Source organism: Micromonospora endolithica, assembly GCF_003626595.1.
Taxonomy (GTDB): domain Bacteria; phylum Actinomycetota; class Actinomycetes; order Mycobacteriales; family Micromonosporaceae; genus Micromonospora; species Micromonospora endolithica.
This window is the reverse complement of record NZ_RBAK01000008.1, coordinates 263,412-286,980: the sequence shown is the minus strand read 5'-3', so window position 1 is coordinate 286,980 and position 23,569 is coordinate 263,412. Positions and strand designations below refer to the sequence as shown.

The window sequence follows — 23,569 nt, the reverse complement described above, 5'->3', positions numbered from 1 at the left end:
CCGTCAGGTGGAACCGGTCAGTGGTTGTGCTCGGCCAGCTTCTTGCGTACGTCGTCCATGTCGAGCGCCTCGACCTGCTCGATGAGGTTCTCCAGCGCCGACTCGGGGAGAGCGCCCGGCTGGGCGAAGACGATCACGCCGTCCCGGATGGCCATGATCGTCGGGATCGAGCGGATGTCGAACTTCGCGCCCAGCTCCTGCTGCGCCTCGGTGTCGACCTTGCCGAACACGATGTCCTGGTGCTTCTCCGAGGACCGCTCGTAGACCGGGGCGAACCGCTTGCACGGGCCGCACCATTCGGCCCAGAAGTCGACGAGCACGATGCCCTCGCTGCCGGTCACCTCGTCGAAGTTTGCCGTGGTCAGCTCAACGGTTGCCATGAAACTCTCTCCGATCAACGCGGAACAGCTACGTCTGGTGGAACCAGGGCGTACCTCGTCGAATTCCCGCCCCCGGCGTGCCGAAACCGTGCCGCCGTGGTGTCGTCCGGCACTCCGAAGCCATCGATCCCTGTCGGTGGAGGGCGCAACCGCGAACCGCAAGTGCACGACGCATTTGCGTGACCACCCGTGATGGGAGCGTTTCCAAGGAGATCACGCTCGGTGGCGGCTACGAATAGGTAACTTGACCTGTGACGAGGAGCTTTTCGAGGTGCGAAGATCGCCCTCGGCGGGGTCGTCAATTACTCTCCGCATTGTTACAAAACGATAAATGTGATCCTGGTCTCTGTCCCGTGACGGCCGTACTGGTGCAAAATCTTCTTCATCAGAGCGTGGGCGGCGGGTGCCGGGGAGGGCCCCGCCGCTCATTGCGTCTCCCCCCGGGTCCGGTGGTGTGACATTTCCCCACGGCCCGCGCCCCGCGGCTCTCCTTAACCAGCGGTAAGGCATGCTGTGCCGAACTCCATCGCCGCCCGTCGAAGGGGACAAGGATGCAGTTCGGCCGCTACTACGAGGAGTTCGAGGTCGGCGCGGTCTACCGGCACTGGCCGGGCAAGACGGTCACCGAGTACGACGACCACCTCTTCTGCCTGCTCACCATGAACCACCACCCGCTGCACCTGGACGCGCACTACGCCGAGACGTCCAGCCAGTTCAAGCGCAACGTGGTGGTCGGCAACTACGTCTACTCGCTGCTCCTAGGCATGTCGGTGCCGGACGTCAGCGGCAAGGCGATCGCCAACCTGGAGATCGAGTCCCTGCGGCACGTCGCGCCGACGTTCCACGGCGACACCATCTACGGCGAGACCACCGTCCTGGACAAGCGGGAGTCGTCGTCCAAGCCGGACCGGGGGGTGGTCGCGGTGCAGACCCGCGGCTACAACCAGGACGGCACGCTGGTCTGCGTCTTCCGCCGCAAGGTCATGGTCCCCAAGAAGGAGTACGCGGCCGCCGCGGTGCCCGACGGCGTGGACCCGGAACGGCCGAGCTTCCCCGAGCCGCGCTGACCCACGTACGAAGATCGGGCCCCTTCCACCCGGAAGGGGCCCTTTTCGGTGGATGCCCGGCATATGCTGACGCCGGAGGTCCCCATGAGCCACTCCGTCGCCGGAGAGCCGTCCTCTGCCGGGCGCCGCGTCGCACCGGCGACCACCGCCGTCTACTCCGCCGCCGAGTGGGACCTGCTGACCAGCCTGCCCGGTCGAGTCGTGGTCGCCGCCACCTCGGCCGGTCCGGGCCGTCCCACCCGCGGGGTCGCCGCCGGTGTGGCCGGGCTGGACGCCGTCGCCGCCGGTCGGTCCTCCGACAGCGACCTGGTCCGGGCCGTGGTCGCCACCGTCTACGCCCGGGACGACGCGGCTCCGCCGGTGGAACGGCTGGCCGACCTCGTCGACCTCCTCGCCGCCTGCCGGGCCGCCGTACGGGTGCTGGGGCGTCGAGCGGACCCGGCCGACTCGGCGGCGTACCGGCAGTGGGTGCAGTCGGTCGCGGCACGGGTCTGCCAGGCGCCGCCCGCCGGCTCGATCTCCCCGGCCGACCGCCGCCTGCTGGACCGCCTGGGCACCGCCCTGGCCCTCCGCTGAGCCGCACGGAGATGTGCAAGGAAGGGCCCCCCGTTAACGCCTGGTGTAGAGGAAGGGCCCCCTGTTAACAACGGGCGAGGGCGGCGGGCGGCGGGGCGCGGGCAGTGGCCGGCGGATCGGCGGGTGGTGGATCGGCGGGCGGTGGCCGGGCGGCGGTACTGGGGCCGTACCCTCTGATGACCGTGACCGGTGACCAGCTCGACGTCGGTGTGGGCCCCTGGCCGGGCGACCCGCCGGACGACCCTCGGTACGACCCGGAGCTGCTCGCGGAGGGCGACCGGCGCAACGTGGTGGACCGGTACCGCTACTGGCGGCAGGAGGCCGTGGTGGCCGACCTGGACCGGCGTCGGCACGACTTCCACGTGGCGATCGAGAACTGGCAGCACGACTTCAACATCGGCACCGTCGTCCGGAACGCCAACGCCTTCCTCGCCGCCGAGGTGCACATCGTGGGCCGGCGCCGCTGGAACCGGCGGGGCGCCATGGTGACCGACCGGTACCAGCACGTTCGCCACCACGGGACGATCGAGGACTTCGTCGCCTGGGCCACCGGCGCGGACCTGACGGTGGTGGGCATCGACAACCTGCCCGGGTCCCGGCCACTGGAGACCACCACCCTGCCGCGTCGCTGCGTCCTGCTCTTCGGTCAGGAGGGGCCGGGGTTGTCCGAGGCGGCCCGTGCGGGATGCGACCAGCTCTTCTCGATCGCCCAGTACGGCTCGACCCGCTCGATCAACGCCGGCGTGGCGAGCGGTATCGCCATGCACGCGTGGGTCCGCGCGTACGCCGGCCCGCCGCCGGCCTGAGCTGCCTGACCGGTGCCGAAACCGCCGCTCGGCTTGACGTCGTGGCGGTGGGGGGTGACGGTGGGATGGTGAGTGTCGCGGTGAGTTGTCCGAGATGTGGAGGTCAGGTCCGTCCGCCGGACCTGATGCACTCCGATTCGCGCTGTCCCGACTGCGGACCGGTGCCCCCGCTGCACGTGCCCGAGCACATCGGAGCGGAGATCGTGGCCAGTGTGGTCGATCGGATCACGACCGCCGCCGACCCGCCGACCCGGCTGCCGGCGCCGCTCTGGTGCCCGTGGCCACTGCCGCCCGGGTGGACCATCACCGGCGTGGCGTACGCCGGGGACGACCGAACCGGTGTCCGGGCCACCGCGGTGGCGTGCGCCGGGCCGGAGCCGCTCGGCGGTGGGCCCGCCGACGTGGTCTTCGTGGCCGAGGAGCCGGGAGTCGGTCTCGGCACCCGGCTGGCCGGCTTGGCCGGACCGGATCCCGGTCCGCAGCTCGCCGAGGCCCTGACCGATCCCGGGCCGGGGCACCCGGAGCACGTCGGCCAGGCGAGGATCAAGGTGGCCGGTCACCCGACTCCACTGTGGTTGGTGAATTCTCCGACGGATCGAAGCGCGTACGCCGGCGAGGCTCGGGGAATGTGGCTCCATGCGATAGCCTGGCCCGCGAGCGCGGGACATCTGCTCGCGGAGGACGTGGCGCTCCACGACCTGACCGAGTGGACGCCACCCGAGCTCGTGTACGGCGCACCGTCTCCGTATCTGCACGGCAAGGCTTGACGGCCGAGAGGGCTTGACAGCGGCGCCGGAATGTCGGAGAACGGACGCAGATATTCACTGTACGACATCAGACTGATACTCTGGGTGCCGCTGCGGTAATGGGACCCGGCGCCGCGCGAGAGGATGCCCGCCATGGTCAAGAAGGTCTTCACCTGGGCCGGAATCGCATTCTTGATCTTCTTCGTCGCCTACAACCCGAACTCCGCGGCGGACGTCTTCAAGTCGCTGGGCAGCGGCGTCATGGACATCGCGCAGGGGTTCGGCGACTTCTTCACCAGCCTCGTCGCCTAGCCGTCGATGGGAAGCCCCTCCGGTCCACCGTTCGACCCGGACGACCCTGACCGGGGCCGCCGGGAGCGCGACACCGAACCCATCCCCCGGATCGACCCGGACGACGGGCCGGGCCGCCGTCCCGGCCCGGATGCGCCCGACGGGCCTCTCTTCCCCGACGACGTCGGCTACGGCGATCCACGCGGCTATCCCGGCGAGGACCGGTCGGGCCGTGCCTGGATCCGCGACCCGGAGGCGGGCTACCAGCCGCCGCAGATCTCCGAGGACGAGCTGGCCGGCCTACGGGCGGACGCGGCCGGCATGGCGCCGCGCCGGGTGCTGCCGCTGGAGGACGAGCCCAGCTCTCTGGTGGCGCGCTACCTGTTCCCCACCGAACGCTACCGGGGCGAGTGGAAGCGGCACTGGATCCACCTCGCGGTCCCGCTGACCGTCGGGATCGCCGCCACCTTCGTGCTCGGCTACCTCGCCGGTTTCCTCGCCGGGCAGGCCGTCGGGGCGCTTACCACGATCGCGGTGCTGCTCTGGTTCGCGGTGATGGGCTGGGTGGCGTGGAAGGTCGCCGACTGGTGGTACGACCGCTTCATCCTGACCAACAAGCGGGTCATGGTCGTCAACGGCATCATCACCCGCAAGGTGGCCATGATGCCGCTGGCCCGGGTCACCGACATGAAGTACGAGCAGAGCCCCAGTGGCCGGGCACTCAACTACGGCACCTTCGTGCTGGAGTCCGCCGGTCAGGACCAGGCGCTCCGCGAGATCAAGAACCTGCCCAACCCGAACGAGCTCTACCTGCGCGTCGTCGAGGAGATGTACGAGCCGCAGGCGGTCGAGGCGCGGCTGGGCAAGGAAGCGGACGAGGCCAAGGCCGACGACGGTGCGTGAAACTTTCTGACCGAACATCGGATGAACAGCGCACCTTCTTTCGTGGCAGCCTGCCAGGAAAGCAGGTCATGGAGGTGTCCGGCGGTGAGCAGGGATCCGCGCGAGGAGGAGTTCCGCGACTTCGTCGCGGCCCGCTCCGGCGCGCTCCTGCGTACCGCGTACCTCCTGACCGGGGACTGGGCCACCGCCGAGGACCTGTTGCAGACCGCCCTGACCAAGACCTACCTGGCGTGGAAGCGGCTCGGCGGGATCGAGGCGGTGGAGCCGTACGCCCGCCGCGTCATGATCAACACATCGACCAGCTGGTGGCGGCGACGCTGGCACGGTGAGCGACCCACCGAGGTGCTGCCCGAGCGGGCGGCGGTCGACGAGATCGAGCGACAGCTCGACCGGGACCTGCTCTGGCGTCATCTGCGGGCGCTGCCCGCCCGGCAGCGGGCGGTGCTGGTGCTGCGCTTCTACGAGGACATGTCGGAGGCGCAGACCGCGGCCCTGCTCGACATCTCGCCCGGCACGGTGAAGAGCCAGACCTCCCGGGCCCTGACCACGCTGCGCCGGCGGATGGGTGTCGACGCGGGTGCGGTCGACCTGCCGGAGGAGTCGGCGCTTCCGGCACGGCGGGCCGCCGTACCCCGACCGGCGGTGGCACCCGGGCCCCGCGACCGTGCTCCGACGGCGGGTGGTGCGGTGGGCGAACCCACGGTCGGCGCCGCGGCGGTCCGCCAACCCCGGCCGGGCCTGCCGACGGTGGCCCCGTTGCCGGCCGCGGTTGTCCGATCCGGCTCACCGACCGCCGGCACCCGACCGGGGCGGCTCCCGTCGGCCGGGGACGGCCGGGCGGACCCGGTGACCGGCGCGCCGGGCGACGTGGTGGATCGTGCCGTTGCGGCCGAGGCGATGCCGGCCGGGACCGGGGAACGACGGTGACCGGCTCGACCGGCCGTCCTGACAACCGCACCGGCACCCCGGCGCGTTCAAGCAGCATGAGCGGGGACGAGCTGGAGCGGGCGGTACGGGAGAGCCTGGCGAGCCAGGCCGCCGTACCACCGGTGCTCCGGGCCGACCTGGCCGGCGTGGCGATCCGCCGGGCCGGCCGGTCGCAGCGGCGACGCACCCTGTCCGGCGTGACGCTCGCCGCGCTGGCCACGGTACTGGCCAGTGCCGGGGTCACCCGGTTCACCCAGGAGCCGACACCGCCGGACGCCCCGGTCGTCGTGCTCGGCGACCCGTACCCGACGACGTCGGCATCCGCGCCGGTGGCGTCCCCCGGGGTCCACCCCGGGCTGCCGGCCGATGTCGACCTCGTCCTGGGTGACGTGCTCGCCACCGCCGCCGGCACCCGGGTGACGCTGACCGGCGTGCGGCCGGTCGACCGGGTCCAGCGCTTCCGGGACGCGGAGGGCTGGCTGGTGATCGGCGCCCCGACGACCGCCGGCCGCTCCCTGTGGGCGGTCCGGCCGAACAGCCCGCCCCAGGTGCTGCTCTCCGGCGCCGACGAGATCGTGCTGAGTCAGGACAGCCGGCAGGTGGCCTGGCGGGAGGGCACGAAGCTGGGCAAGGGCGGGATCCTGGACCGGCGGGTGGTCGCCGTGGTCCGCCGGCCGGCACCCGCTGGCGCCGTTCCGGTCGGGTTCACCGGCGACCAGGTGGTGATCCGCCTCGATCCCGACCTTCCCGGCCTCGCCCTGTGGCACCCGCCGACCGGCAAGCTGTCCACCGGGACGGACCGCACCACCACCCATGTCTACGGCACCCGGCCCGACGGCCTGGTCGTCGCCCAGGTCTCCACCGGTACGCCGCGCCGCCCCTGCGTGGCGTTGCTCGATCCGAAGCGGTACCTGGCCCCGGAGCGGACGATCTGCGGAGCCGTCCTCGGCACCGACGGCCACGGCGCGGTCTCCCCGGACGGTCGGCTGCTGCTGGCCAACGGCCGGGACAGCGCGCTCCTGGTCGACCTGGAGACGGTGGTGAACGCCCGACCGGCCGGGCCGCCGGTCACCGGGGCGGTCGCCTGGACGGACGACACCGCCGTGCACGTGAGCGGCGGCCGGACGCTGGTCCGGGTCGAAGCGGCGGCGGTGCAGGCGGACCGGAACGCCTCGGCCGGCCCGCTCGCCGGCCTGGACGGCGCGAGCCGCGCGTTGCCGGTCGTCGGTAACGGTTCCTGACCGCGCGCCCGGTAGCGTCGGGCGATGACCTCGGCCGCCCGGATCGACCTGCACACCCACTCGACGGCCAGCGACGGCACCCTCACCCCCGCCGAACTGGTGCGCGCGGCGGCGGATGCCGGACTGGACGTGCTGGCGCTCACCGACCACGACACCACCGCCGGTTGGGAGCCGGCCGTCCGCGCCCTGCCACCGGGCCTGCGCCTGGTGCGCGGGGCGGAGATCTCCTGCCGGTGGTTCGGCGCCGAGCCGGCGTTGCCCCTGCACCTGCTCGCGTACCTCGTCGATCCGGACCACCCGGAGCTGGTCGCGGAGCTGGCCCGGGTGCGGGCGGCGCGGGAGGAACGCGGCGAGCGGATCGTGGCGTTGCTGCGCGCCGACGGCGTGGACGTGAGCTGGCCGGCGATCCTCGCCGGCGCGGCCGGCGGAACGGTGGGGCGCCCGCACATCGCCCAGGCGCTCATCCGGGCCGGCCTGGTCGCCACCACCGACGAGGCGTTCGGGCCGGACTGGCTGGGCGAGCGGTACCGGCTGCCGAAGGAGGACATCGAGGTCTTCCACGCGGTGCGGCTGGTGCGGGCGGCCGGCGGTGTGCCGGTGTTCGCCCATCCGCGGGCCACCCGGCGGGGCCGCATCGTGCCGGACACGCTGATCGCCGAACTGGCCACGGTCGGCCTGGCCGGGCTGGAGGCCGACCACGAGGACCACTCGCCGGCCGAGCGGGCGCACGTCCGCGGCCTCGCCGCCGAACTCGACCTGATCGTGACCGGGTCGTCGGACTTCCACGGAACCCACAAGACGGTACGGCTGGGCGCGCACACCACCGCCGAGGAGGCGTACGAACGGATCGTCGCCGAGGCGTCCGGAGTGACCGGCATCGCTTACGCCTGATCCGTGTTTCGCCCCCGGACGGCGCGGCTAGGTTGAGCGGGTGGATTTCAAGCTCTTCGGCGAGGTGTTCGTAACCCTCCTGGTGATCACCGACCCGCCGGGCATGATGCCCATCTTCCTCGCGCTGACCGGCCCGTTGCCGGCCCGGGACCGCAACCGCGCCGCCTGGCAGGCGGTGGCGCTGGCGCTCGGCGTGATCGTGATCTTCGCGGTGGCCGGGCAGACCCTCCTCGACTACCTGCACGTCGACCTGCCCGCGTTGCAGGCCGCCGGTGGCCTGCTGCTGGTGCTGGTGGCCCTGGAACTGCTCACCGGCAAGGCCGACGACCCCAGCCAGCAGGTCACCTCGAACATCGCGCTGGTCCCGCTCGGCACGCCGCTGCTGGCCGGGCCCGGCGCGATCGTCGCCACGATGCTCTTCGTCCAGCAGGCCGACGGTGCGGCCGACTTCACCGCCATCGCCGCCGCGATCGTCGCGGTGATGGTCGCGGTCTGGGTGGTGCTGCGCTTCTCCGGCGGCATCGTCAAGATCCTGCGACCCGGCGGCATCGAGGTGCTGACCCGGATCGCCGGTCTCCTGCTGGCCGCCATCGCGGTGCAGCTCATCGCCGACGCGGTCGCCGCCTTCGTCACGCAGTACGTGAACCAGGGCTGACCGCCGCCGGAACTGTCGGTCCCGGGTGGCAGGATCGTGGTGTGCGACGGTCCTCATCCTCCGGCCGACCCTCCGCCACCGGCGGACGGGCTCCCCGGCCCCGTGACCAGCAGCCCGAGCAACTCGGCTTCGCGGGCATGCCGGAGCGGTTGTTCGTCTGCACCCCCAGCAAGATCGGGGCCTACGAGGACTGCCCCCGGCGCTACCGTTACTCCTACCTGGACCGTCCGGCCCCGCCGAAGGGGCCGCCCTGGGCGCACAACTCGCTCGGCGCGAGCGTGCACACCGCCCTCAAGAACTGGTATGCGCTGCCGGTCGACCGGCGCCGCCCGGAGGTGCTCGCCTCGCTCCTCAAGGGCACCTGGGTCCGCGAGGGCTACCGCGACGACGAGCAGGAACGCGCCGCGTACCGGCGGGCACTGGGCTGGCTCGAGGCATACGTGGAGACGCTCGACCCGGGTGCCGACCCGATGGGCGTGGAACGGGTGGTGGCGGTGAAGACCTCGGTGCTGGCCTTCAACGGCCGCGCCGACCGGATCGACTCCCGGCCCGGGCCGTCCGGGCCCGAGCTGGCCATCGTCGACTACAAGACCGGTCGCACCGGACTGGACGCGGACGACGCGCGGGGCTCCCGCGCGCTGGCGCTCTACGCGTACGCGGCGGAACGGGTGTTCCGCCGCCCGTGCCGCCGGGTCGAGCTGCACCACCTGCCCAGTGGCACGGTCGCCGCGCACGACCACACCGCGGAATCGCTGGCCCGGCACCTGTCCCGGACCGAGGACACCGCCCGCGACATCATGGCCGCCGAGAAGGCGGTCGCCGAGGGCGGCGACGCCGACGAGGCGTTCCCCACCACCCCGGGGGCGCGCTGCGGCTGGTGCGACTACCGACGCACCTGCCCGGCCGGCGCACAGGCGCCGGGCAAGGACCCCTGGGCGGCCGTCGACCGGCCCGCCGAGGGCTGACCGGCCCGCCGGGACCGGGGTCAGCCGGTGACCGGGGCAGCGGCGAGGCGGGCCGCGCGCTCCTTCGCCGCGATCTGCATCGGGCCCTCGCGCCAGCGGCGGGGCAGGGTGGTCAGCGCCAGCCGCAGCGCGCGTACGGTCAGGTCGGCGGAGAGCGCGGTGGTGGGCAGGCCGAGACCGCCGTACAACCGCCGGGCCCAGGCCGGCAGCAGCGCGAACGCGGTGCCGGCGATGCCCAGGTACGCCCAGCGGGGCGGCCCGAGGTTCAGCCCGACCCGCGCGGGCAGGCTCAGCTTCCACGGCAGCGGGGGCGCGGTGAGGAACAGCGCCGTCTCCGCCGCCTCGCGGGTCATCCGCAACTCCGGACGGACCCGCCGGTAGTAGTCGGCGATCTCGGCGGCGGTGGACGGGACCGTCTCCGGGTCCAGGCCGACCAGGGCGGCGACCCGGCGCTGCTCGGTGTAGTAGCCGTCGACCTCGTCGTCGGTCAACGCCAGCCCGGCGCGGCGGGCGGTGTCGAGGAACGACTCGACCTCGGTGACGTGCACCCAGCGCAGCAGGTCCGGGTCGTCGACGCGGAACTCCTCGCCGGTGAACGGGTCGGTGGCCCGCAGCCGGGCGTGCAGCCGGCGCAGCCGGGCACCGGCCGCCTCCGCCTCGGCGGTGGTGCCGTAGATGGTGGTCCCCACGTAGTCGGCGGTGCGGGTCAGGCGGCCCCAGGCGTCCGTACGGTAGTTGCTGTTCTGGGCCACCCCGGCCATCGCGCGGGGGTGCAGGGCCTGGAGATAGAGCGAGCGCAGGCCGGCGACGATCAGGATCGGCTCCTCGTGCAGCTTCCACGTGACCGATCCGGGACCGAAGAGGCCGAGGTCATCGGAGTCCACCTGACCAAGAGTGCCACGGCGCGCCGGCATCGGTGAACCGGATCATGACGCGATGCGTGTAGCCCGTTGAGAGCCCTGTGGCTGGCCGGCCGGCGCGCCGTACGCTGGCAGCCCGCCACGCGTACCGCCGGAGGTTTCGATGTTCGAGCAGATCATGGGTCTACCGGTGCATGTGCTGGTGGTGCACGCGGTGGTGGTGTTCGTGCCACTGCTGGCGGTGCTGTCCATCGCGTACGTGGCGCTGCCCCGGTTCCGGTCCCGGCTGGACTGGGCCGTGCTCGGTGCGGCGGTGGTGGCGCCGGTGACCGCCTGGGTCGCGGTCGAGTCCGGTGAGCGCCTCACCGACGTGTTCACCGCCCGCGGGTTGCAGGGCCCGATCGTCGACCAGATCTTCGAGCACTCCCGCTACGGTGACCTGCTGTTCCGCTACACCCTGCCGCTCGGGATCGGCGCCATCGCGCTGCTGGCGGTGACCAGCGGGCACCCCCGACTGCCGAAGCTGCCGTCCTGGCTGACCCCGGCGCTGTCGGTGGTCGTGGTGGCGCTGGCCGCGGCCAGCCTGGTGTACGTCTATCTCACCGGTCACTCCGGTGCCGAGGCCGTGTGGGGCAACACCCTCTGACCGAGGCCCTGGTCAGCGAACGAGCCGGGAGCAGAGCAGGCAGACCAGGAGCACCAGCACCACCGCCACCGCCACGCCGACGCCCTGGGTGACGCGCTGCGCGCGTTGCTCGGCGGCGTCCAGGTCGGCCGCGTCCTGCGGGGGGAGCCGCCGGGGCGGTGGGGGTTGCACGTGCACCGGCGGCCGCCACCCGACCGGGGGAGGCGTGGTCGGCGGGGGACCGGCGTAGCCGTCCGCCCCGTCGCCGGGCCGGCGCGCCGGGCCGGCGCGGCCCTCGGGCGGCTGCGGCGGGTTCGTGGGCCGCTGCGAGGTCGGATCGGGCCGCCGCCAGTAGTGGTCCGGGTCGGGGCCGGTGCCGGGGGTCGTCACGACGTCCGACGCTACCAACGCCGCCGGTCGGGCGCTGCCGGTCGACCCGGCGCCGCCGTTCGTGGCTCTGCCCTGTTTCGCGGCTCTGCCCTGTTTCGGGGCTCCGCCGGCCGGCGGCACCACTGGACGCGCGAGCGCTTCATTTCGCTGCGACATTTTCATGTCACGGCGACATGACGCACGCCCGACGTGTGCCGCCCGCGCTCCGACAGCCCGCTGGCCATCGCTCGCTGCGCTAGTCTTGCCGCTCGTGAGCATCGATGATCCGGGCGTGCCGGGCCTTCCCGACGACGACCGGCAGGTCGACCTGACCGACGACGACTTCGTGGTGCTGCCCGAGCAGACCTCCGACGACACCGATCGGGGCTGGGGCGAGCCCGGCGGCGGCAACGACGACTGGCTGCTCGCCGAGCGCCCACCGCACTGGGGCTGACCCGAACGACGCCGGACGCGAACGACGCCGGACGTGAACGATGCCGGACGCGAACGGCGTCACGCGAACGCGCCGGCCCCCGGTGTCCTACCCGGGAGCCGGCGTCGTCACGGCGAGGTCAGGAGGCGGTGGCCGTCGAGGTCTTGGTCGAGCCGCCGCCGGACGAGCCGCCCGAACCGGACGAGCCGCCCGAGCCCGAGGAGCCGGACGAGTTCGACGAGCCGGACGAGCCGTTCGACGTCGACGAGGACCCGGTCGAGCCGCCCGACGAGCCGGAGTCGCCGCCGGTCTTCGCCGGCTTGGCCGCACCGCCGGAGCCGGTCTCCGAACCGGAGGACCGGGAGTCGGTGCGGTAGAAGCCGGAACCCTTGAACACGACTCCGACGGAGTTGAACACCTTCCGCAGCCGCCCTTCGCAGGCCGGGCACTCGGTCAGCGGCTCGTCCGAGAAGGACTGCACCGCCTCGAGCTGCTGGCCGCACGCGGTGCAGGCGTACTGGTACGTGGGCACGTTCTCCTCCGGATCTGGCACGGCCGGTTGGCACTCGACGACTTCGAGTGCCAATGGTGCGTCATCGTCCCCGGGTTCGTCCAGCGGACGTGTGGCGCGCGACACCCGTGTCGTCGGCGGGGGCGGCGTCCAGGGTACGCAGGCCCCCCGCGGGGGTGACCACCGCGCGGACCGGGCGGTCGTGCGATTCGGCGGGCAGCGCTTCGACCAGCTCACCGTCGTGCAGCGGCACCACGGTCAGCGTGCTGGTCGCCACCCGGGTCAACGCCCGGTCGTACGAGCCGCCGCCCCGGCCCAGCCGCAGTCCACGGCGGTCCACCGCCAGCGCGGGCACCACCACCAGCTCCGCCCCGGCCACCGCGCCGACGCCGAGCCGTGGCCCGGCCGGCTCGCGCATCCCCCGGCCGGCGGCGACCAGCCCGTCCGGGCCGGTCCAGGCCGCCCAGTCCAGGTCCAGGTCGTCACGCAGCACCGGCAGCAGCAGCTCCGCGCCGGCCGGTAGCGCCGCGTACAGCACCGCCGGCAGGTCCGGGCCGCCGGGTTCGGAGCCCACCGGAACGTACGCCGTCACGCGGCGCGGGCGCAGCCGACGTACCAACGACACCAGCTCGGCCTGGACGCGCCCGGCGGCTTCCGCCCGGTGCGGCGCGGTCAGCGCGCGCCGGCGGGCGAGCAGCGCGGCGCGGGCGTCGCGCTTCGCCTCATGGGTCACTTCCGCTCCATCAGAAAAATCCGGCACGCAACACTCCTGACGCAACGCTGGTCCTGTGGTGGCGCTGTGTCAGCATCGCAAGCATCGGCCGGCGGAACTTCCGGGGGGACCGAGTGACGCTACGCGGGCGGCTCACCGCAGCCTTCCTGGTGGTGGTGCTCGGCCCGGTACTGCTCGGGGCGTTCTTCGTCGGCTCGACCGTGGTCGCGGTCGACCGCAGCCGCTCCGCCGAGCGGCTGGCGGTGGCCGCGGCGGCCGTGCGGACCTCGGTCGACGCCCTCTGCCAGCAGCTGCGGGCCGCCGCCGACGCGGTCGCCCTGACCGGCGACCGGCCCGCCGCCGCGGCGCAGGTGGTCAGCCGGGGCCTGGCCGCCGCGATCCTGCTCACCGACGTCGCCGGGCAGACCACCTACGCCACGCCGGACGCGCCGCCGGCACCCTGGCGGGACTGCGCCGCCGGCGGCGGCGCGCCCGGCCCGGTCGGGGCGCTCGCCGTCCGGGTGGACCTGCGCGACCGCTCCGGCGCGTCGCTGGGCACGGTGGCCGCCGCGCAGCCGGTCGACCCGGCCTTCGTGGCCCGCCTCGCGGCGGTGACCGGGGTGGCGGTCACCCTCCTCGACGGTCCCGGCGCGCCGGTCCGGCTCCGGCACACCACCGAGTCGACCGGCGTACGCGACGCGGTGCTGGCCGCCGCCGGCGCGCTGGACGGGGAACGGGTGGCCGGCACCTCGGACGGTCGGTACGTGCGTCGTGTCGGCCCGTCGGCGGGCCAGCCGCTGCCGCTGGTGCTCTCGGTGCCCAGTGACCGCCCGCCCGGCCTGTACGTGGCGCTGGTCGCCGCCGTGCTGCTGGCCGGTCTGCTGGCGGTGGCGGCGGCCGGGCGACTGGCCCGGGTGACCACCCGGCCCCTGGTGGAGCTGGCCGGTGCGGTGGACCGGGTGGCCCGGGGTGACCTGACCGCCCGGGTGCCGGTCCGGACCCGGGACGAGATCGGCCGCCTGGCCGGCGCGTTCAACCGGATGACCCGGGAGACCGGCACCTATGTGACCGCCCTGACCAGCAGCCGGGACCAGCTGCGCGGGCACCTGGCGGTGCTCGGCGACACGCTGGCCAGCACCCACGACCGGCAGCGGATCCTGCGGGTCATCCTGCACAGCGCGATCGCGGCCACCGGCGCGCGGGCCGGCGCGGTGCTGCTGGTCGACACCGGCGGGGCGCTCGTGGCGCAGTGCACCGAGGGACTGGACGATCCCGGCCCGACCGACGAACGTCCGGGACCGCACCGGGTGCCGCTGGGCACCGGCCCGGTCGGCGCGGTGGCGGTGACCGGGGAACCGCGCCGGGGGCGGGTGGAGCCCGGTGAGATGGCACCGGGAGAGCCGCCGTGCCGGACGTACGTCGCGGTGCCGTTCGCCGCGCCGGCGCCGGCGGACGGGCCGGAAGCGACCGGCCGGGGTGACGGGCCCGAGCCGGCGGTCGGCGCGCTCGGGGTGCTGGCGCTCTACGACCGGTTGGGCGGTGACGAGTTCGACGACGACGACCTGATCACCCTGCGCACCTTCGCCGGGCACGCGGCGGTGGCGGTGGACAACGTCCGGGTGCACGAGGAGGCGCAGCGGCTGTCCCTGACCGATCCGTTGACCGGCCTGTGGAACTACCGCTACCTGCGGGAGTCGATCCGCCGGGAGGTCGAGCGGGCCAGCCGGTTCGGCCGGATGCTCAGTGTCCTGGCGCTGGACCTGGACCGTTTCAAGGCGGTCAACGACACCCACGGGCACACTGCCGGCGACACCGTGCTGGCCGAGTTCGCCCGCCGGGTCCGGGGGGAGATCCGCGAGGTGGACCTGGCGTTCCGGCAGGGCGGCGAGGAGTTCGTGCTGCTGCTTCCGGAGACCGACGCCCGGGGGGCCGCCATCGTCGCCGAGCGGCTCGGCGCGGCGGTCCGGGACACTCCGATCACCGTCGACGCGCACGGCGGCACCCTCGCGATCCGGGTCACGGTCTCGATCGGCATCGCCGTCTTCCCGGGTCACGCCGGTAGCGGGCAGCAGGTCCTGGACGCGGCCGACGAGGCGCTCTACGCCGCGAAGGCCGGCGGTCGGGACACCTGGCGGCTCGCGGACCTGCCCCGGGCGGCCCCGCCGGTCCGGGAGATCCCCGTTCCGGTCCACGCGGTCAGCCCCTCCGACGGCCTGCCCCGGGCCGGCGCGCACCGGCGGCCGGCCCCGGCGGACGTGGTGCCGGCCGACGCGGACGAGGTGGACGCCGGCACCGCGCCGGCCCTCCCCGGCTCGTCGCACCCGGCCTCCGGCGGCGGCGCGTCTTCCGGTCCTCACCCGCCACGACAGAGCCGTGGCCGATAGTCTCGCGGCATGTCGGAGCACTCTGCGAACCCCTCATCCGCGACCGCCGCATCCGGTCGTCCCCGCGCGGTCAAGGCCGTCATCCCGGCCGCCGGCCTGGCCACCCGGTTCCTGCCGGCCACCAAGGCGGTGCCCAAGGAGCTGCTCCCGGTGGTCGACCGACCGGTCCTCCAGTACATCGTCGAGGAGGCCACCCAGGCCGGCATCGGTGACGTGCTGCTGATCACCGGCCGGGGCAAGACATCGATGGTGGACCACTTCGACCGCCGCCCCGACCTGGAGGAGCGGCTCGCCAAGAAGCCCGAGCTGCTCGCCGCCGTCAAGCGGACCGAGGAGCTGGCCGCCATCTACACCTGCCGGCAGCCCGAGCAGCTCGGCCTGGGCCACGCCGTCGGGTTCGCCGAGTCGCACGTCGGCGACGCGCCCTTCGCGGTCCTGCTGGGCGACGAGTTCGTGAAGCCCGCCGAGCCGCTGCTGCCGGCGATGCTGGAGCTCCAGGCCCGCACCGGCGGTGTGGTGCTCGCCTTCTTCGAGGTCGACGCGGCCGAGACCTCCCGGTACGGCATCGCCTCGGTGGAACCGGCCGAGGCGGAGCTGAGCGACATCGGGGAGGTCGTCCGGGTCACCGGCATGGTGGAGAAGCCGAAGCCGGAGGACGCGCCGAGCAACCTCGCCGTCCTCGGCCGCTACGTGCTGCCCGGCACGATCTTCGACGCGATCCGCCGGACCGAGCCCGGCAGCGGCGGCGAGATCCAGCTGACCGACGCGATGGAGCTGCTGCGCAACGAGGGCACGCCGGTGCACGCGATCGTCTACCGGGGCACCCGCTACGACACCGGCATGCCGCTGGGCTACCTCCAGACCGTCGTGCAGATCGCCTCCGAGCGCGACGACCTGGGCGCCGAGTTCCGCAAGTGGCTGGCCGAGTTCGTCAACTCCGACGCGTCGGGCGGTCCGAATACATGACCGCGACGGCCGACGCCGAGGCGGCCGCGAACGAGTTGACGCCGCTCGCCGACTACCTGGGCAGCGTGCTGCGCAGGTTACGCGCGCTGCCGCCACTCGACCTCGACCTCACCCAGGCGCACGGCAACGTCCTCGCCGAGGACGTCCGGGCGCCGCACTCCTTCCCGGCCTTCGACCAGGCCGCCGTCGACGGGTACGCGGCCCGCTGGGAGGACATCGCCTCCGGCGGCCGGGGCGTGGGCTACGTCCCGGCCCAGCCGGGTGGGCCGGGTGGGCGCTCGATCCGGCTGAACGTCGTCGGTGACCTCGGCGCGGCCAGCTGGCGGCCGGTCCGGCTCACCCCCGGGGCCTGCTTCTCGGTGGCCGCCGGCGCGCCCCTGCCGATCACCGCCGACGTGGTGGTGCCGGTCGAGTGGACCGACCAGGGCATGGCCGCCGTGGAGATCCACCGGGTCCCCAAGCGCGGGTACGGTGTCCGCCGCGCCGGCACCGAACTGCCCGCCGGCACCCTGCTCGCCCGCGCCGGCACGTACGTCTCCCCGGCGCTGGTGGCGGTCTTCGCCGCCACCGGCATCGGGCACGTGGTGGTGCGGCCCAGCCCCCGGGTGGTGGTGGTGGCCACCGGCGACGAACTCGTCGACGTCGGCCGGGCCAGCCAGCCCGGCCAGGTGGTCGACGCCAACTCGCACGCGCTGACCGCGGCGGCGGCCGAGGTCGGGGCGCACGCGTACCGGGTGGGTATCTGCGACGACGACCCGGAGGGGCTGCGCGGGCTGCTGGAGGACCAGACCCTGCGCGCCGATCTGATCATCACCACCGGCGGCACCGGCACCGGGCCCGGCGACATGGTCCGGCGCATCCTGTCCCGCCGCGAGGGCGGCCGGGCCGGGCCGGTGGCCTTCACCGAGGTGGCGCTCTACCCCGGCACGGCGCTCGGCTTCGGCACCGTCGGCGCCGAGGAGGTGCCGGTGGTGTGCCTGCCCGGCGACCCCGGCGCCGCCCTGATCGGCTTCGAGGTGCTGGCCCGCCCGGCGATCAACCTGCTGGCCGGCGCCGAACCGGTGTTCCGGCCCAGCGTCCGCGCGCACCTGCTGGAGACCGTGTCGTCGCCGGCCGGGCTGCGCGAGTTCCGGCCGGCGCACGTCGCCGAGCGGCGCGGCGGCGGCTACACCGTCCAACCGCTCAGCGGCGGGCCGTTCACGCTCTCCGGGCTGGCCGAGGCGAACGGCCTGCTGGTCCTCGGCGAGCGCGTCACCGCCGCCGCCGCCGGATCCACGGTGGACGTCCTACTCATGGACAGGCGCCGATGAACATGCTTGCCCGCACCCCCGCTGCCGGTGGAGGATCGGCCGGGTGAGTCTCCTGGGACCCCGTCCGCCCGGCTGGCCGGTGGTGCTGACCGACGGGCCGGTGGTGCTGCGACCGTACCGGCGTTCCGACGCCGCCGCCTGGGCGGAGATCCGCCGGGCCAACCAGGCGTGGCTGGCGCCGTGGGAGTCGACGCTGCCGGGCAGGTGGGAGGAGCTCAACTCGCCGGCCGCGTTCCGCTGGGTCTATCGGGAACAGCGCCGCTCGGCGCGGACCGGCGACGGGATGCCGTTCGCGGTCTGCCTGCGCGAGGAGGGGCGGGAACGGCTGGTCGGCCACCTCAACGTGGGCAGCATCGTGCGGCGGGCGTTCTGCTCCGGGTACGTGGGCTACTGGGTGGACTCCCGGGTCGCCGGCCGTGGCGTGATCCCCACCGCGATGGCGCTCGCCGTCGACCACGCCTTCGGACCGGGCGGGCTGCACCGGATCGAGGTGAACATCCGCCCGGAGAACCGGGCCTCCCGCCGGGTCGTGGAGAAGCTGGGCTTCCGCGAGGAGGCGTACCACGTGCGCTACATGCACATCGACGGCGCCTGGCGGGACCACATCGGCTACGCGATGACCAGCGAAGAGGTCGCCGCCGAGGGTGGGCTGCTGGCCCGCTGGCACCGGCTGCGCGCGCCCACCCGGTGAATCGTCCCACGCGTGACGATCGGCGCGCCGTGGCACCATCGGGGGAGGACCGCCCGTAACCTCAAGTAACTGCAAGCTGCGGCAAGCGCTGCCCGACCGTACGATCCACGTCCCCCAGCGTGATCGGCGGAAGATCCTGCGGACGGGACGCGGTTGTCCCGAACTCGGTGACGGGAGGGGTGAGGGTGCCGACCTCGGTGCTCCTCGCCGTCCTCGCCGCCGCCGGCCTGCTCGCCCTCGCCCCGGCGCTGGTCCGTCGGTACGACGCCACCGAGCGGCTGGCGGCGGAGCGGGCGCAGTCGACGGCGCGGGTGCTCCAGCGCCGCCGGCGACGCCGTACTGTGCCGGGTCGCGAGCCGGTGCATCCACCGCGTTCCGTCGTCGTCACGCTGAGCGAGAACTTCGCCGGGGTGCCGGTGTCCGCGCCACCCGCGCCGGGTCGTCGCCCCGGCCGTCTGCGTGCCGTCCCGCCCGCACCGCGTGGCGCCCGCCGCCGCCCGCCGCCCCGCCGGCCGCACACCCCTGCCGTGTACCGCCGGCGCCGGGTCCTCGCCGCGCTGCTCCTGCTCAACTTCGTCGAGCTGGTCGGCGTGGCGGTGGTCGGCCCCGGCTTCTGGATCAGCTTCGGCGTCACCGGGACGCTGCTCGTGGCGTACGTCGTACACCTGCGGTCGAAGGCCCTGGCGGACGCCCGGCGGCGGCGGGCGCGGGCCCGGGAGGCGGCGTGGCTGGCCGCGCGCCAGGCCGAGGTCCGGCGCGAGCAGGCCCGCCGGGCGGCGGCCCGCCGGGAGGCGCAGCGCCGGCTGGCGGCCCAGCGCGAGGTGGTACGCCGCGCCGCGATGGGCCTGGACCGCCCGGCCGACCTGCCGGCGGCGGCCAACGGCGGATCGGTCTCCTACCGGCGTGCGGGAGGGCTACGCGGCCGCCCCTACCAGTCCGGCCGCGGCTCCCACTCGGCCTGACCCGCTTGATCCACTCGACTTCCGGGAAGCCGGGGTGTCCCGGCCCCTGGACACCCCGACTTCTCGGGAACACGGGTGGATCAAGCGGTCGGCGCGCCGGGGGTGATTCGCCGTCGCGGGGCGGGACCTGTTAGCCTTGGCGCCGGCCCGCCCGGTGAAAGCCGGGTGGGACCGATGCCGGTCCGCCGGTGGAGGGGCTGTGGCGCAGTCCGGTAGCGCACCTCGTTCGCATCGAGGGGGTCAGGGGTTCGAATCCCCTCAGCTCCACCCAGTTCGAAGGCCGTTTCCCGTGGTGGGAGACGGCCTTTTTCGATCTATCCGAACGGCATCATGACTGGCGCACGGGTGGACGTCGACAAACTAGGGGACGGAGTCTGCCAGTGACGGTGCGGAGGGCGTTCGAAGGCTTCCTGCGGGAGCTGTCGGCTGACCTCGCCGGGCACGGCTTCACGCCCGGAGCAGGTGGGCAGGTCTTCCGCCGGTTCTCGGACGAGGGGGACGCGCTCGTCGTCGAGGTGCAGATCTCGGACCACTCCACGACGTCGGAGAAGGTCTTCTATCTCAACGTCGCCTTGGTGCTGGCACCGACGTGGGCCTGGGACCGGCAACGAACCGGCCGACCGGCGACCGCGCTACCGCGACACGTCGACGGCATCTGGCGGCGGCGGCTCGGTTCCTCGGGCCTCTCCGGCGACGACCAGTGGCGCGTCGCGGACGACAACACCGCGGGCGAGGTGTCCGCTCAGATCCGCCGGCACCTGGACGAGATCATGCCGCACCTGCTGCCCCTGTTGGATCGGGCGGTCGTCCTCGAACGGCCCCCGGGCATCCTCGGGCCGGGCGCCTGGCTGCTGCGGGCCTGGCTGCTGGCGGAACAGGGGCCGACCGAGGTGTTGCGGCACCTGCTGTTCGTGGAGCGGCCACCGGCCACCCACAACTCCGTCCCGACCAGGACCGTCTGGGCGTACGCGAACCGTCAGACCCGGGCCACCGAGCAGGCCGACGCCGCCCGCGCCCACGACGGTTGAGTCTCCCGTTACGTCAGTCTCTACCGTCGCCCACATGGACGACATCACACCCGAGATCACCCGGGACATCTACGGCATGCCCGCTTTCGTCACGATGACGGTCGCGGACATCTCCCGCACCGTCGACTGGTACGTCAACGGGCTCGACTTCATCTCGCTGTTCTCGATGCCCGGCCCGGATGCCCGACCGGCACTGGTGCACCTCCGCCGTTGGCGGTACCAGGACATCCTGGTGCGCCCGGGACTGCCGCCGGCAGGCGGCGAGTGGACGCTGAGTTTCCTGGCCACCGCCGAGCAGTTGGACGCCGTCGCCGAGCGCGCCCGGAGGCACGGCGGCGGGCTTGTGGACGGCCCGGCGGAGACGCCGTGGAACACCCGCGACCTGCGGTTGACCGACCCGGACGGTTACACCGTCGTCTACACCGCGCGGCGGCCGGAGGGCAGACGTGACGAACGCTTCGACGCGATGATGGAGCGGGAGGCCCGCCGGCAGCTCGGCGACCACTGAGCGGGTGCCCGATCCGGGTGGTGACCGCCTCGGGCCCGGGGCCGGGTCGGGCATCGCCCAGCCGGACGGGAACAACCTGCCTAGACTCGACGGGTGCCCGAGATCGTCCAGTTGCTGGCCTCACCCGTGCACCGCCTGGCGGGCCGGCCGGCGGACGGTCCGGCGCCGGCCCCACCGGACGAACTGGTCGGGGAGATCCAGCTGCGGGCGGGTCTCGGCGTCGTCGGCGACCGCTACTTCGCCAAGCCCGCGCACCGCAACGCCAGTGTCACCATCATCGCCCGGGAGTCGCTGCCGCCCGGCGTCGACCTGGTGCAGGTACGCCGGAACATCCTCACCGCCGGCCTGTCCGTGGACGACCTGATCGGCGCGGTGCTGACCCTGGACTCCGGGGACGGGCCGGTGCGGCTGCGGGTCAACCGGCCGGCGAACCCCTGTGCCTGGATGGACGTCACGATCGGGCCGGGTGCGTTCCGGGCGCTGCGCCGGCGGGGCGGTGTCCGCTGCACCCCGCTGGACGACGGAGTCCTGCGCCTCGGCCCGGTCCGGGCCACCGTCGACCGGGAGGCCGTCGGTGCGTGAGCCGGGTCGGCGCACCGCACGGTTGACCGACGCCAGCCCTCAGCGGTGGTGCAGCAGCGCCGCCGTCCGGACCAGGTCCTCCTCGACCGCGAACCGGCCCACGATCACCGCGGGCGGGTCGGCCACCGGTGCCGCCGCGATCCGGGCCGGCGAGATCCGCGCGGTGAACGTGCCCGACGACGGGTCCAGTTCGACCGCCGCGTCGTGGAAGTCCAGCCAGGTGCCGACGATCGGGTGCCAGAGCTTGTAGACGGTCTCCTTCGCGCTGAACAGCACCACCGGCCAGGCCGTGCCGGCGGGCAGCCCGGCGCAGTGCGCCTCCTCCTCGGCCGAGCAGATCATTCGGCGTACGCCCGCTTCGAGCTGGCGGGGTCGCTCGGCGTCGATGCCGACGGCCCGGACCTCGGCGGCGTGGGCCGCGACCGCGGCGCAGTAGCCGCGGGTGTGGGTGATCGCCCCGACCACCCCGGGCGGCCACACCGGTGAGCGGTCGGCCGACGACGGGACCGGGTGCGGCGGCAGGCCCAGCGCGGTCATCGCCCGCCGGGCGCAGACGCGTCCGGCGGTGAAGTCGCGGCGCCGGCTCGGCACGGCCCGTTCGCCCAGGCAGGCCCGTTCGGCGGGGAGCAGCTCGCCGACGAAGTCGGCGGGACCGGCCACGGCCACCGCGACCGCCGCCGGCAGCAGGTCACGCACCGCCCACCCCGCGCAGGTACGCGGCCCGCCGTCCCCACCCGGCGCGGAGCGCGCCGGGCGGCCGGCGCGGCGGGTTCCGGCCCGACACCTGGACGATGGTGAGCGTCAATTCGGCCATGATCGGTCAACGTACCGCAGGATGTAACACCGGTGGGTTGCGTGAAGCTGTTCGGGCCGTCTCTGGGGAGCGACGGCCCTCCACTGTCGACGCCGTGCGCTCCGGGAGGAGCAGGTGCGGTGTCCCGGAGAGGGAGCGCGATGACCGGTACCGAACCCAGGGTGGGCGAGCACGTCCCGTTGACGCCCGGCTGGACCTGTGGCACCTGCGGCGACGAGTGGCCGTGCGTGACGAAACGCCGCCGGCTGCTGGAGGAGTACCAGGTGGACCGGGCCATGCTCAGCGTCTACCTGGGTTCCTGCCTCGCCGCCGCCAGTCAGGACCTGCGCCCGCCGGCCGGCACGTCGCTGCAGGAGCGGTTCATCGGCTGGTTGCCCCGGGCTTCGCGACCCTGAGGACCGTGACGTGGCGCGGGGCGGGTGCGCCGCACCCGCCCCGCGCCGGCGCGTCCGGGTCAGAACGCGTGGGTCACCGTGACGGTCACGTTCGTGCAGGAGTTGCCCAGGCTGGTGAGCGCGTTCTTCTCGGCGGTGTCGACGCTCAGCCGCCACCGGGTCTTCACGGCCGCCCACTCGCGCGCGTAGCGGCACCGCTCCTGGGCCGGCAGCCAGGTGGCCGGGTCCTGGTCGCCCTTGGCCTGGTTGACGTTGTCGGTGACCGCGACCAGTGAGCGTACGTCGCCGAGGTCGTTGGCGAACGCCTGCCGGCGGGAGGTGGACCAGTTCCGGGCGCCCGAGTCCCACGCCTCGGCGAGCGCGACCATGTGGTCGATGTCGAGGTCGGCCGGGTTGGTCCAGTAGGCCGCGTCGTAGTAGGAGTACCAGCGCCCGCCGGACAGGTAGCAGCCGGAGCCGACCGACGGAACCGTGGTGGCCTCGGCGATCAGGACCTCGTAGCGGGTGTTGCACCCGTCGCCGTCGGCGTCGATCCAGTGCGGGAACAGGTCCCGGGAGTAGCCGGTGCGGACCTCGGAGGCGACCGGCAGGTTGGCGATGAGGGTGCGTAGCGGCACCGAGACGGTGGCGGCCCGGGCGGGGGTGGTGAGGCCGAGGGTCGACAGGGTGACGGCGGCCAGCAGGCCACCGATCCAGCGGAGGGAACGGGTCATCGCGGGCTCCAGTGGTGTCGTCGGGCGGGCTGGCCGACAGTCCAGTCGGGTCGGGTTCCGGCTGGTCCGACGGTAGGTGACCAGGGAGCGAAATTGGTCGATACGTTTGGAGAATCCGCCCGGGACGCGTAAACCGGATGGCGAAGGGTCCGTTCGACGCACCCCGTTTCCCTTTGATAACCGTCCGTCAGGTGCGGGATGTAAACCATCCGGCCCGCGTGGCATCCGTCGGAAATCTGACCCAAGTCGACCCGTTGT

30 protein-coding genes and 1 tRNA gene are annotated in these 23,569 nt (G+C 73.7%); 24 read left to right on the top strand and 7 right to left on the bottom strand.

Going from position 1 to position 23,569, the window contains the following annotated elements:
* Window positions 1–17: 17 nt before the first annotated feature.
* Window positions 18–380: a thioredoxin gene (gene trxA, locus D7223_RS21275; protein ID WP_120730157.1), complete on the bottom strand. Its 363-nt coding sequence runs from the start codon at window positions 378–380 to the stop codon at window positions 18–20.
* Between the two features lie 551 nt (window positions 381–931).
* Here trxA and D7223_RS21270 point away from each other — a divergent pair.
* The 11 genes from D7223_RS21270 to D7223_RS21225 all read left to right on the top strand — a co-directional run bounded on the left by D7223_RS21270 (window position 932) and on the right by D7223_RS21225 (window position 9,448).
* Complete coding sequence (locus D7223_RS21270; protein WP_120730156.1) at window positions 932–1,447, top strand: MaoC family dehydratase; 516 nt, start codon at window positions 932–934, stop codon at window positions 1,445–1,447.
* Window positions 1,448–1,510: 63 nt separating this feature from the next.
* Entirely contained in the window at window positions 1,511–2,023 is a 513-nt protein-coding gene (locus D7223_RS21265; protein WP_186832280.1) for a hypothetical protein, read from the top strand.
* Between the two features lie 182 nt (window positions 2,024–2,205).
* Window positions 2,206–2,829 carry a TrmH family RNA methyltransferase gene (locus D7223_RS21260; RefSeq protein WP_120730212.1) on the top strand — a complete coding sequence of 208 codons (624 nt, stop codon included), beginning with the start codon at window positions 2,206–2,208 and terminating at the stop codon, window positions 2,827–2,829.
* A gap of 65 nt (window positions 2,830–2,894) precedes the next feature.
* Window positions 2,895–3,596, top strand: a complete 702-nt coding sequence (locus D7223_RS21255; protein ID WP_337589458.1) for a DUF6758 family protein — start codon at window positions 2,895–2,897, stop codon at window positions 3,594–3,596.
* Window positions 3,597–3,728: 132 nt separating this feature from the next.
* The gene (locus tag D7223_RS33070; RefSeq protein ID WP_186832279.1) at window positions 3,729–3,887 is read left to right on the top strand and encodes a hypothetical protein; all 159 of its coding nucleotides are present in this window, start codon (window positions 3,729–3,731) and stop codon (window positions 3,885–3,887) included.
* 6 nt (window positions 3,888–3,893) lie between these two features.
* Complete coding sequence (locus D7223_RS21250) at window positions 3,894–4,769, top strand: PH domain-containing protein (protein ID WP_120730154.1); 876 nt, start codon at window positions 3,894–3,896, stop codon at window positions 4,767–4,769.
* Between the two features lie 84 nt (window positions 4,770–4,853).
* Window positions 4,854–5,696 carry a SigE family RNA polymerase sigma factor gene (locus tag D7223_RS21245; protein ID WP_120730153.1) on the top strand — a complete coding sequence of 281 codons (843 nt, stop codon included), beginning with the start codon at window positions 4,854–4,856 and terminating at the stop codon, window positions 5,694–5,696.
* A gap of 56 nt (window positions 5,697–5,752) precedes the next feature.
* The gene (locus tag D7223_RS21240; RefSeq protein ID WP_147252599.1) at window positions 5,753–6,937 is read left to right on the top strand and encodes a hypothetical protein; all 1,185 of its coding nucleotides are present in this window, start codon (window positions 5,753–5,755) and stop codon (window positions 6,935–6,937) included.
* 24 nt (window positions 6,938–6,961) lie between these two features.
* On the top strand, window positions 6,962–7,828 hold the full coding sequence (locus tag D7223_RS21235; protein WP_120730151.1) for a PHP domain-containing protein: 867 nt from the start codon (window positions 6,962–6,964) through the stop codon (window positions 7,826–7,828).
* Between the two features lie 40 nt (window positions 7,829–7,868).
* Complete coding sequence (locus D7223_RS21230) at window positions 7,869–8,483, top strand: MarC family protein (RefSeq protein ID WP_120730150.1); 615 nt, start codon at window positions 7,869–7,871, stop codon at window positions 8,481–8,483.
* Window positions 8,484–8,620: 137 nt separating this feature from the next.
* Window positions 8,621–9,448 (top strand): RecB family exonuclease, encoded by an 828-nt coding sequence (locus D7223_RS21225; protein WP_420330336.1) that lies wholly within the window; start codon window positions 8,621–8,623, stop codon window positions 9,446–9,448.
* A gap of 20 nt (window positions 9,449–9,468) precedes the next feature.
* Here D7223_RS21225 and D7223_RS21220 read toward each other — a convergent pair whose 3' ends face one another.
* Window positions 9,469–10,332, bottom strand: a complete 864-nt coding sequence (locus D7223_RS21220; protein WP_120730148.1) for an oxygenase MpaB family protein — start codon at window positions 10,330–10,332, stop codon at window positions 9,469–9,471.
* 139 nt (window positions 10,333–10,471) lie between these two features.
* On the opposite strand from D7223_RS21220, the gene D7223_RS21215 reads away from it, so the two are divergent.
* Window positions 10,472–10,954, top strand: a complete 483-nt coding sequence (locus D7223_RS21215; protein ID WP_120730147.1) for a DUF2231 domain-containing protein — start codon at window positions 10,472–10,474, stop codon at window positions 10,952–10,954.
* A 12-nt stretch (window positions 10,955–10,966) separates the two neighbouring features.
* Here the strand turns inward: D7223_RS21215 and D7223_RS21210 are convergent, their stop codons facing one another.
* The gene (locus D7223_RS21210) at window positions 10,967–11,323 is read right to left on the bottom strand and encodes a hypothetical protein (RefSeq protein WP_120730146.1); all 357 of its coding nucleotides are present in this window, start codon (window positions 11,321–11,323) and stop codon (window positions 10,967–10,969) included.
* Between the two features lie 241 nt (window positions 11,324–11,564).
* Here D7223_RS21210 and D7223_RS21205 point away from each other — a divergent pair, with 241 nt between their 5' ends.
* Both D7223_RS21205 and D7223_RS33670 read left to right on the top strand, forming a co-directional pair.
* Complete coding sequence (locus D7223_RS21205) at window positions 11,565–11,756, top strand: hypothetical protein (RefSeq protein WP_420330333.1); 192 nt, start codon at window positions 11,565–11,567, stop codon at window positions 11,754–11,756.
* Window positions 11,757–11,884: 128 nt separating this feature from the next.
* Complete coding sequence (locus tag D7223_RS33670; RefSeq protein ID WP_238162146.1) at window positions 11,885–12,112, top strand: hypothetical protein; 228 nt, start codon at window positions 11,885–11,887, stop codon at window positions 12,110–12,112.
* Between the two features lie 216 nt (window positions 12,113–12,328).
* On the opposite strand, the gene D7223_RS21195 is transcribed toward D7223_RS33670, so the two are convergent.
* Entirely contained in the window at window positions 12,329–13,006 is a 678-nt protein-coding gene (locus D7223_RS21195) for a 5-formyltetrahydrofolate cyclo-ligase (RefSeq protein ID WP_120730145.1), read from the bottom strand.
* 86 nt (window positions 13,007–13,092) lie between these two features.
* Here D7223_RS21195 and D7223_RS21190 point away from each other — a divergent pair, with 86 nt between their 5' ends.
* The 9 genes from D7223_RS21190 (at window position 13,093) to D7223_RS21150 (ending at window position 21,389) form a co-directional block, all read left to right on the top strand.
* Window positions 13,093–15,342, top strand: a complete 2,250-nt coding sequence (locus tag D7223_RS21190; RefSeq protein ID WP_120730144.1) for a GGDEF domain-containing protein — start codon at window positions 13,093–13,095, stop codon at window positions 15,340–15,342.
* 9 nt (window positions 15,343–15,351) lie between these two features.
* Window positions 15,352–16,308, top strand: a complete 957-nt coding sequence (locus tag D7223_RS21185; protein WP_120730143.1) for a UTP--glucose-1-phosphate uridylyltransferase — start codon at window positions 15,352–15,354, stop codon at window positions 16,306–16,308.
* Window positions 16,305–17,618 carry a molybdopterin molybdotransferase MoeA gene (locus D7223_RS21180; RefSeq protein ID WP_120730142.1) on the top strand — a complete coding sequence of 438 codons (1,314 nt, stop codon included), beginning with the start codon at window positions 16,305–16,307 and terminating at the stop codon, window positions 17,616–17,618. Before D7223_RS21185 ends, D7223_RS21180 begins: the two co-directional genes overlap by 4 nt.
* Window positions 17,619–17,661: 43 nt before the next feature.
* Window positions 17,662–18,309, top strand: coding sequence for a GNAT family N-acetyltransferase (locus tag D7223_RS21175; RefSeq protein WP_120730141.1), 648 nt, complete (start codon window positions 17,662–17,664; stop codon window positions 18,307–18,309).
* A gap of 179 nt (window positions 18,310–18,488) precedes the next feature.
* Window positions 18,489–19,271, top strand: a complete 783-nt coding sequence (gene sepX / locus D7223_RS21170; RefSeq protein ID WP_186832278.1) for a divisome protein SepX/GlpR — start codon at window positions 18,489–18,491, stop codon at window positions 19,269–19,271.
* Window positions 19,272–19,464: 193 nt separating this feature from the next.
* Window positions 19,465–19,538: transfer RNA gene (locus tag D7223_RS21165), tRNA-Ala, on the top strand.
* A 113-nt stretch (window positions 19,539–19,651) separates the two neighbouring features.
* Window positions 19,652–20,299 (top strand): DUF4304 domain-containing protein, encoded by a 648-nt coding sequence (locus D7223_RS21160; RefSeq protein WP_238162139.1) that lies wholly within the window; start codon window positions 19,652–19,654, stop codon window positions 20,297–20,299.
* Window positions 20,300–20,333: 34 nt separating this feature from the next.
* Complete coding sequence (locus D7223_RS21155) at window positions 20,334–20,807, top strand: VOC family protein (protein WP_120730139.1); 474 nt, start codon at window positions 20,334–20,336, stop codon at window positions 20,805–20,807.
* Window positions 20,808–20,900: 93 nt separating this feature from the next.
* Window positions 20,901–21,389, top strand: coding sequence for a molybdenum cofactor biosysynthesis protein (locus tag D7223_RS21150; RefSeq protein WP_120730138.1), 489 nt, complete (start codon window positions 20,901–20,903; stop codon window positions 21,387–21,389).
* A 39-nt stretch (window positions 21,390–21,428) separates the two neighbouring features.
* On the opposite strand, the gene D7223_RS21145 is transcribed toward D7223_RS21150, so the two are convergent.
* Complete coding sequence (locus D7223_RS21145; RefSeq protein WP_120730137.1) at window positions 21,429–22,085, bottom strand: 4'-phosphopantetheinyl transferase family protein; 657 nt, start codon at window positions 22,083–22,085, stop codon at window positions 21,429–21,431.
* A complete protein-coding gene (locus tag D7223_RS34005; RefSeq protein ID WP_272948736.1) occupies window positions 22,078–22,203 on the bottom strand; it encodes a hypothetical protein in 126 nt (41 codons plus the stop codon). The genes D7223_RS21145 and D7223_RS34005 overlap by 8 nt, the downstream gene beginning before the upstream one ends.
* Before the next feature lie 140 nt (window positions 22,204–22,343).
* On the opposite strand from D7223_RS34005, the gene D7223_RS21140 reads away from it, so the two are divergent.
* On the top strand, window positions 22,344–22,598 hold the full coding sequence (locus D7223_RS21140; protein WP_120730136.1) for a hypothetical protein: 255 nt from the start codon (window positions 22,344–22,346) through the stop codon (window positions 22,596–22,598).
* A gap of 59 nt (window positions 22,599–22,657) precedes the next feature.
* Here the strand turns inward: D7223_RS21140 and D7223_RS21135 are convergent, their stop codons facing one another.
* Entirely contained in the window at window positions 22,658–23,311 is a 654-nt protein-coding gene (locus D7223_RS21135) for an HNH endonuclease family protein (RefSeq protein WP_120730135.1), read from the bottom strand.
* Window positions 23,312–23,569: the final 258 nt, after the last annotated feature.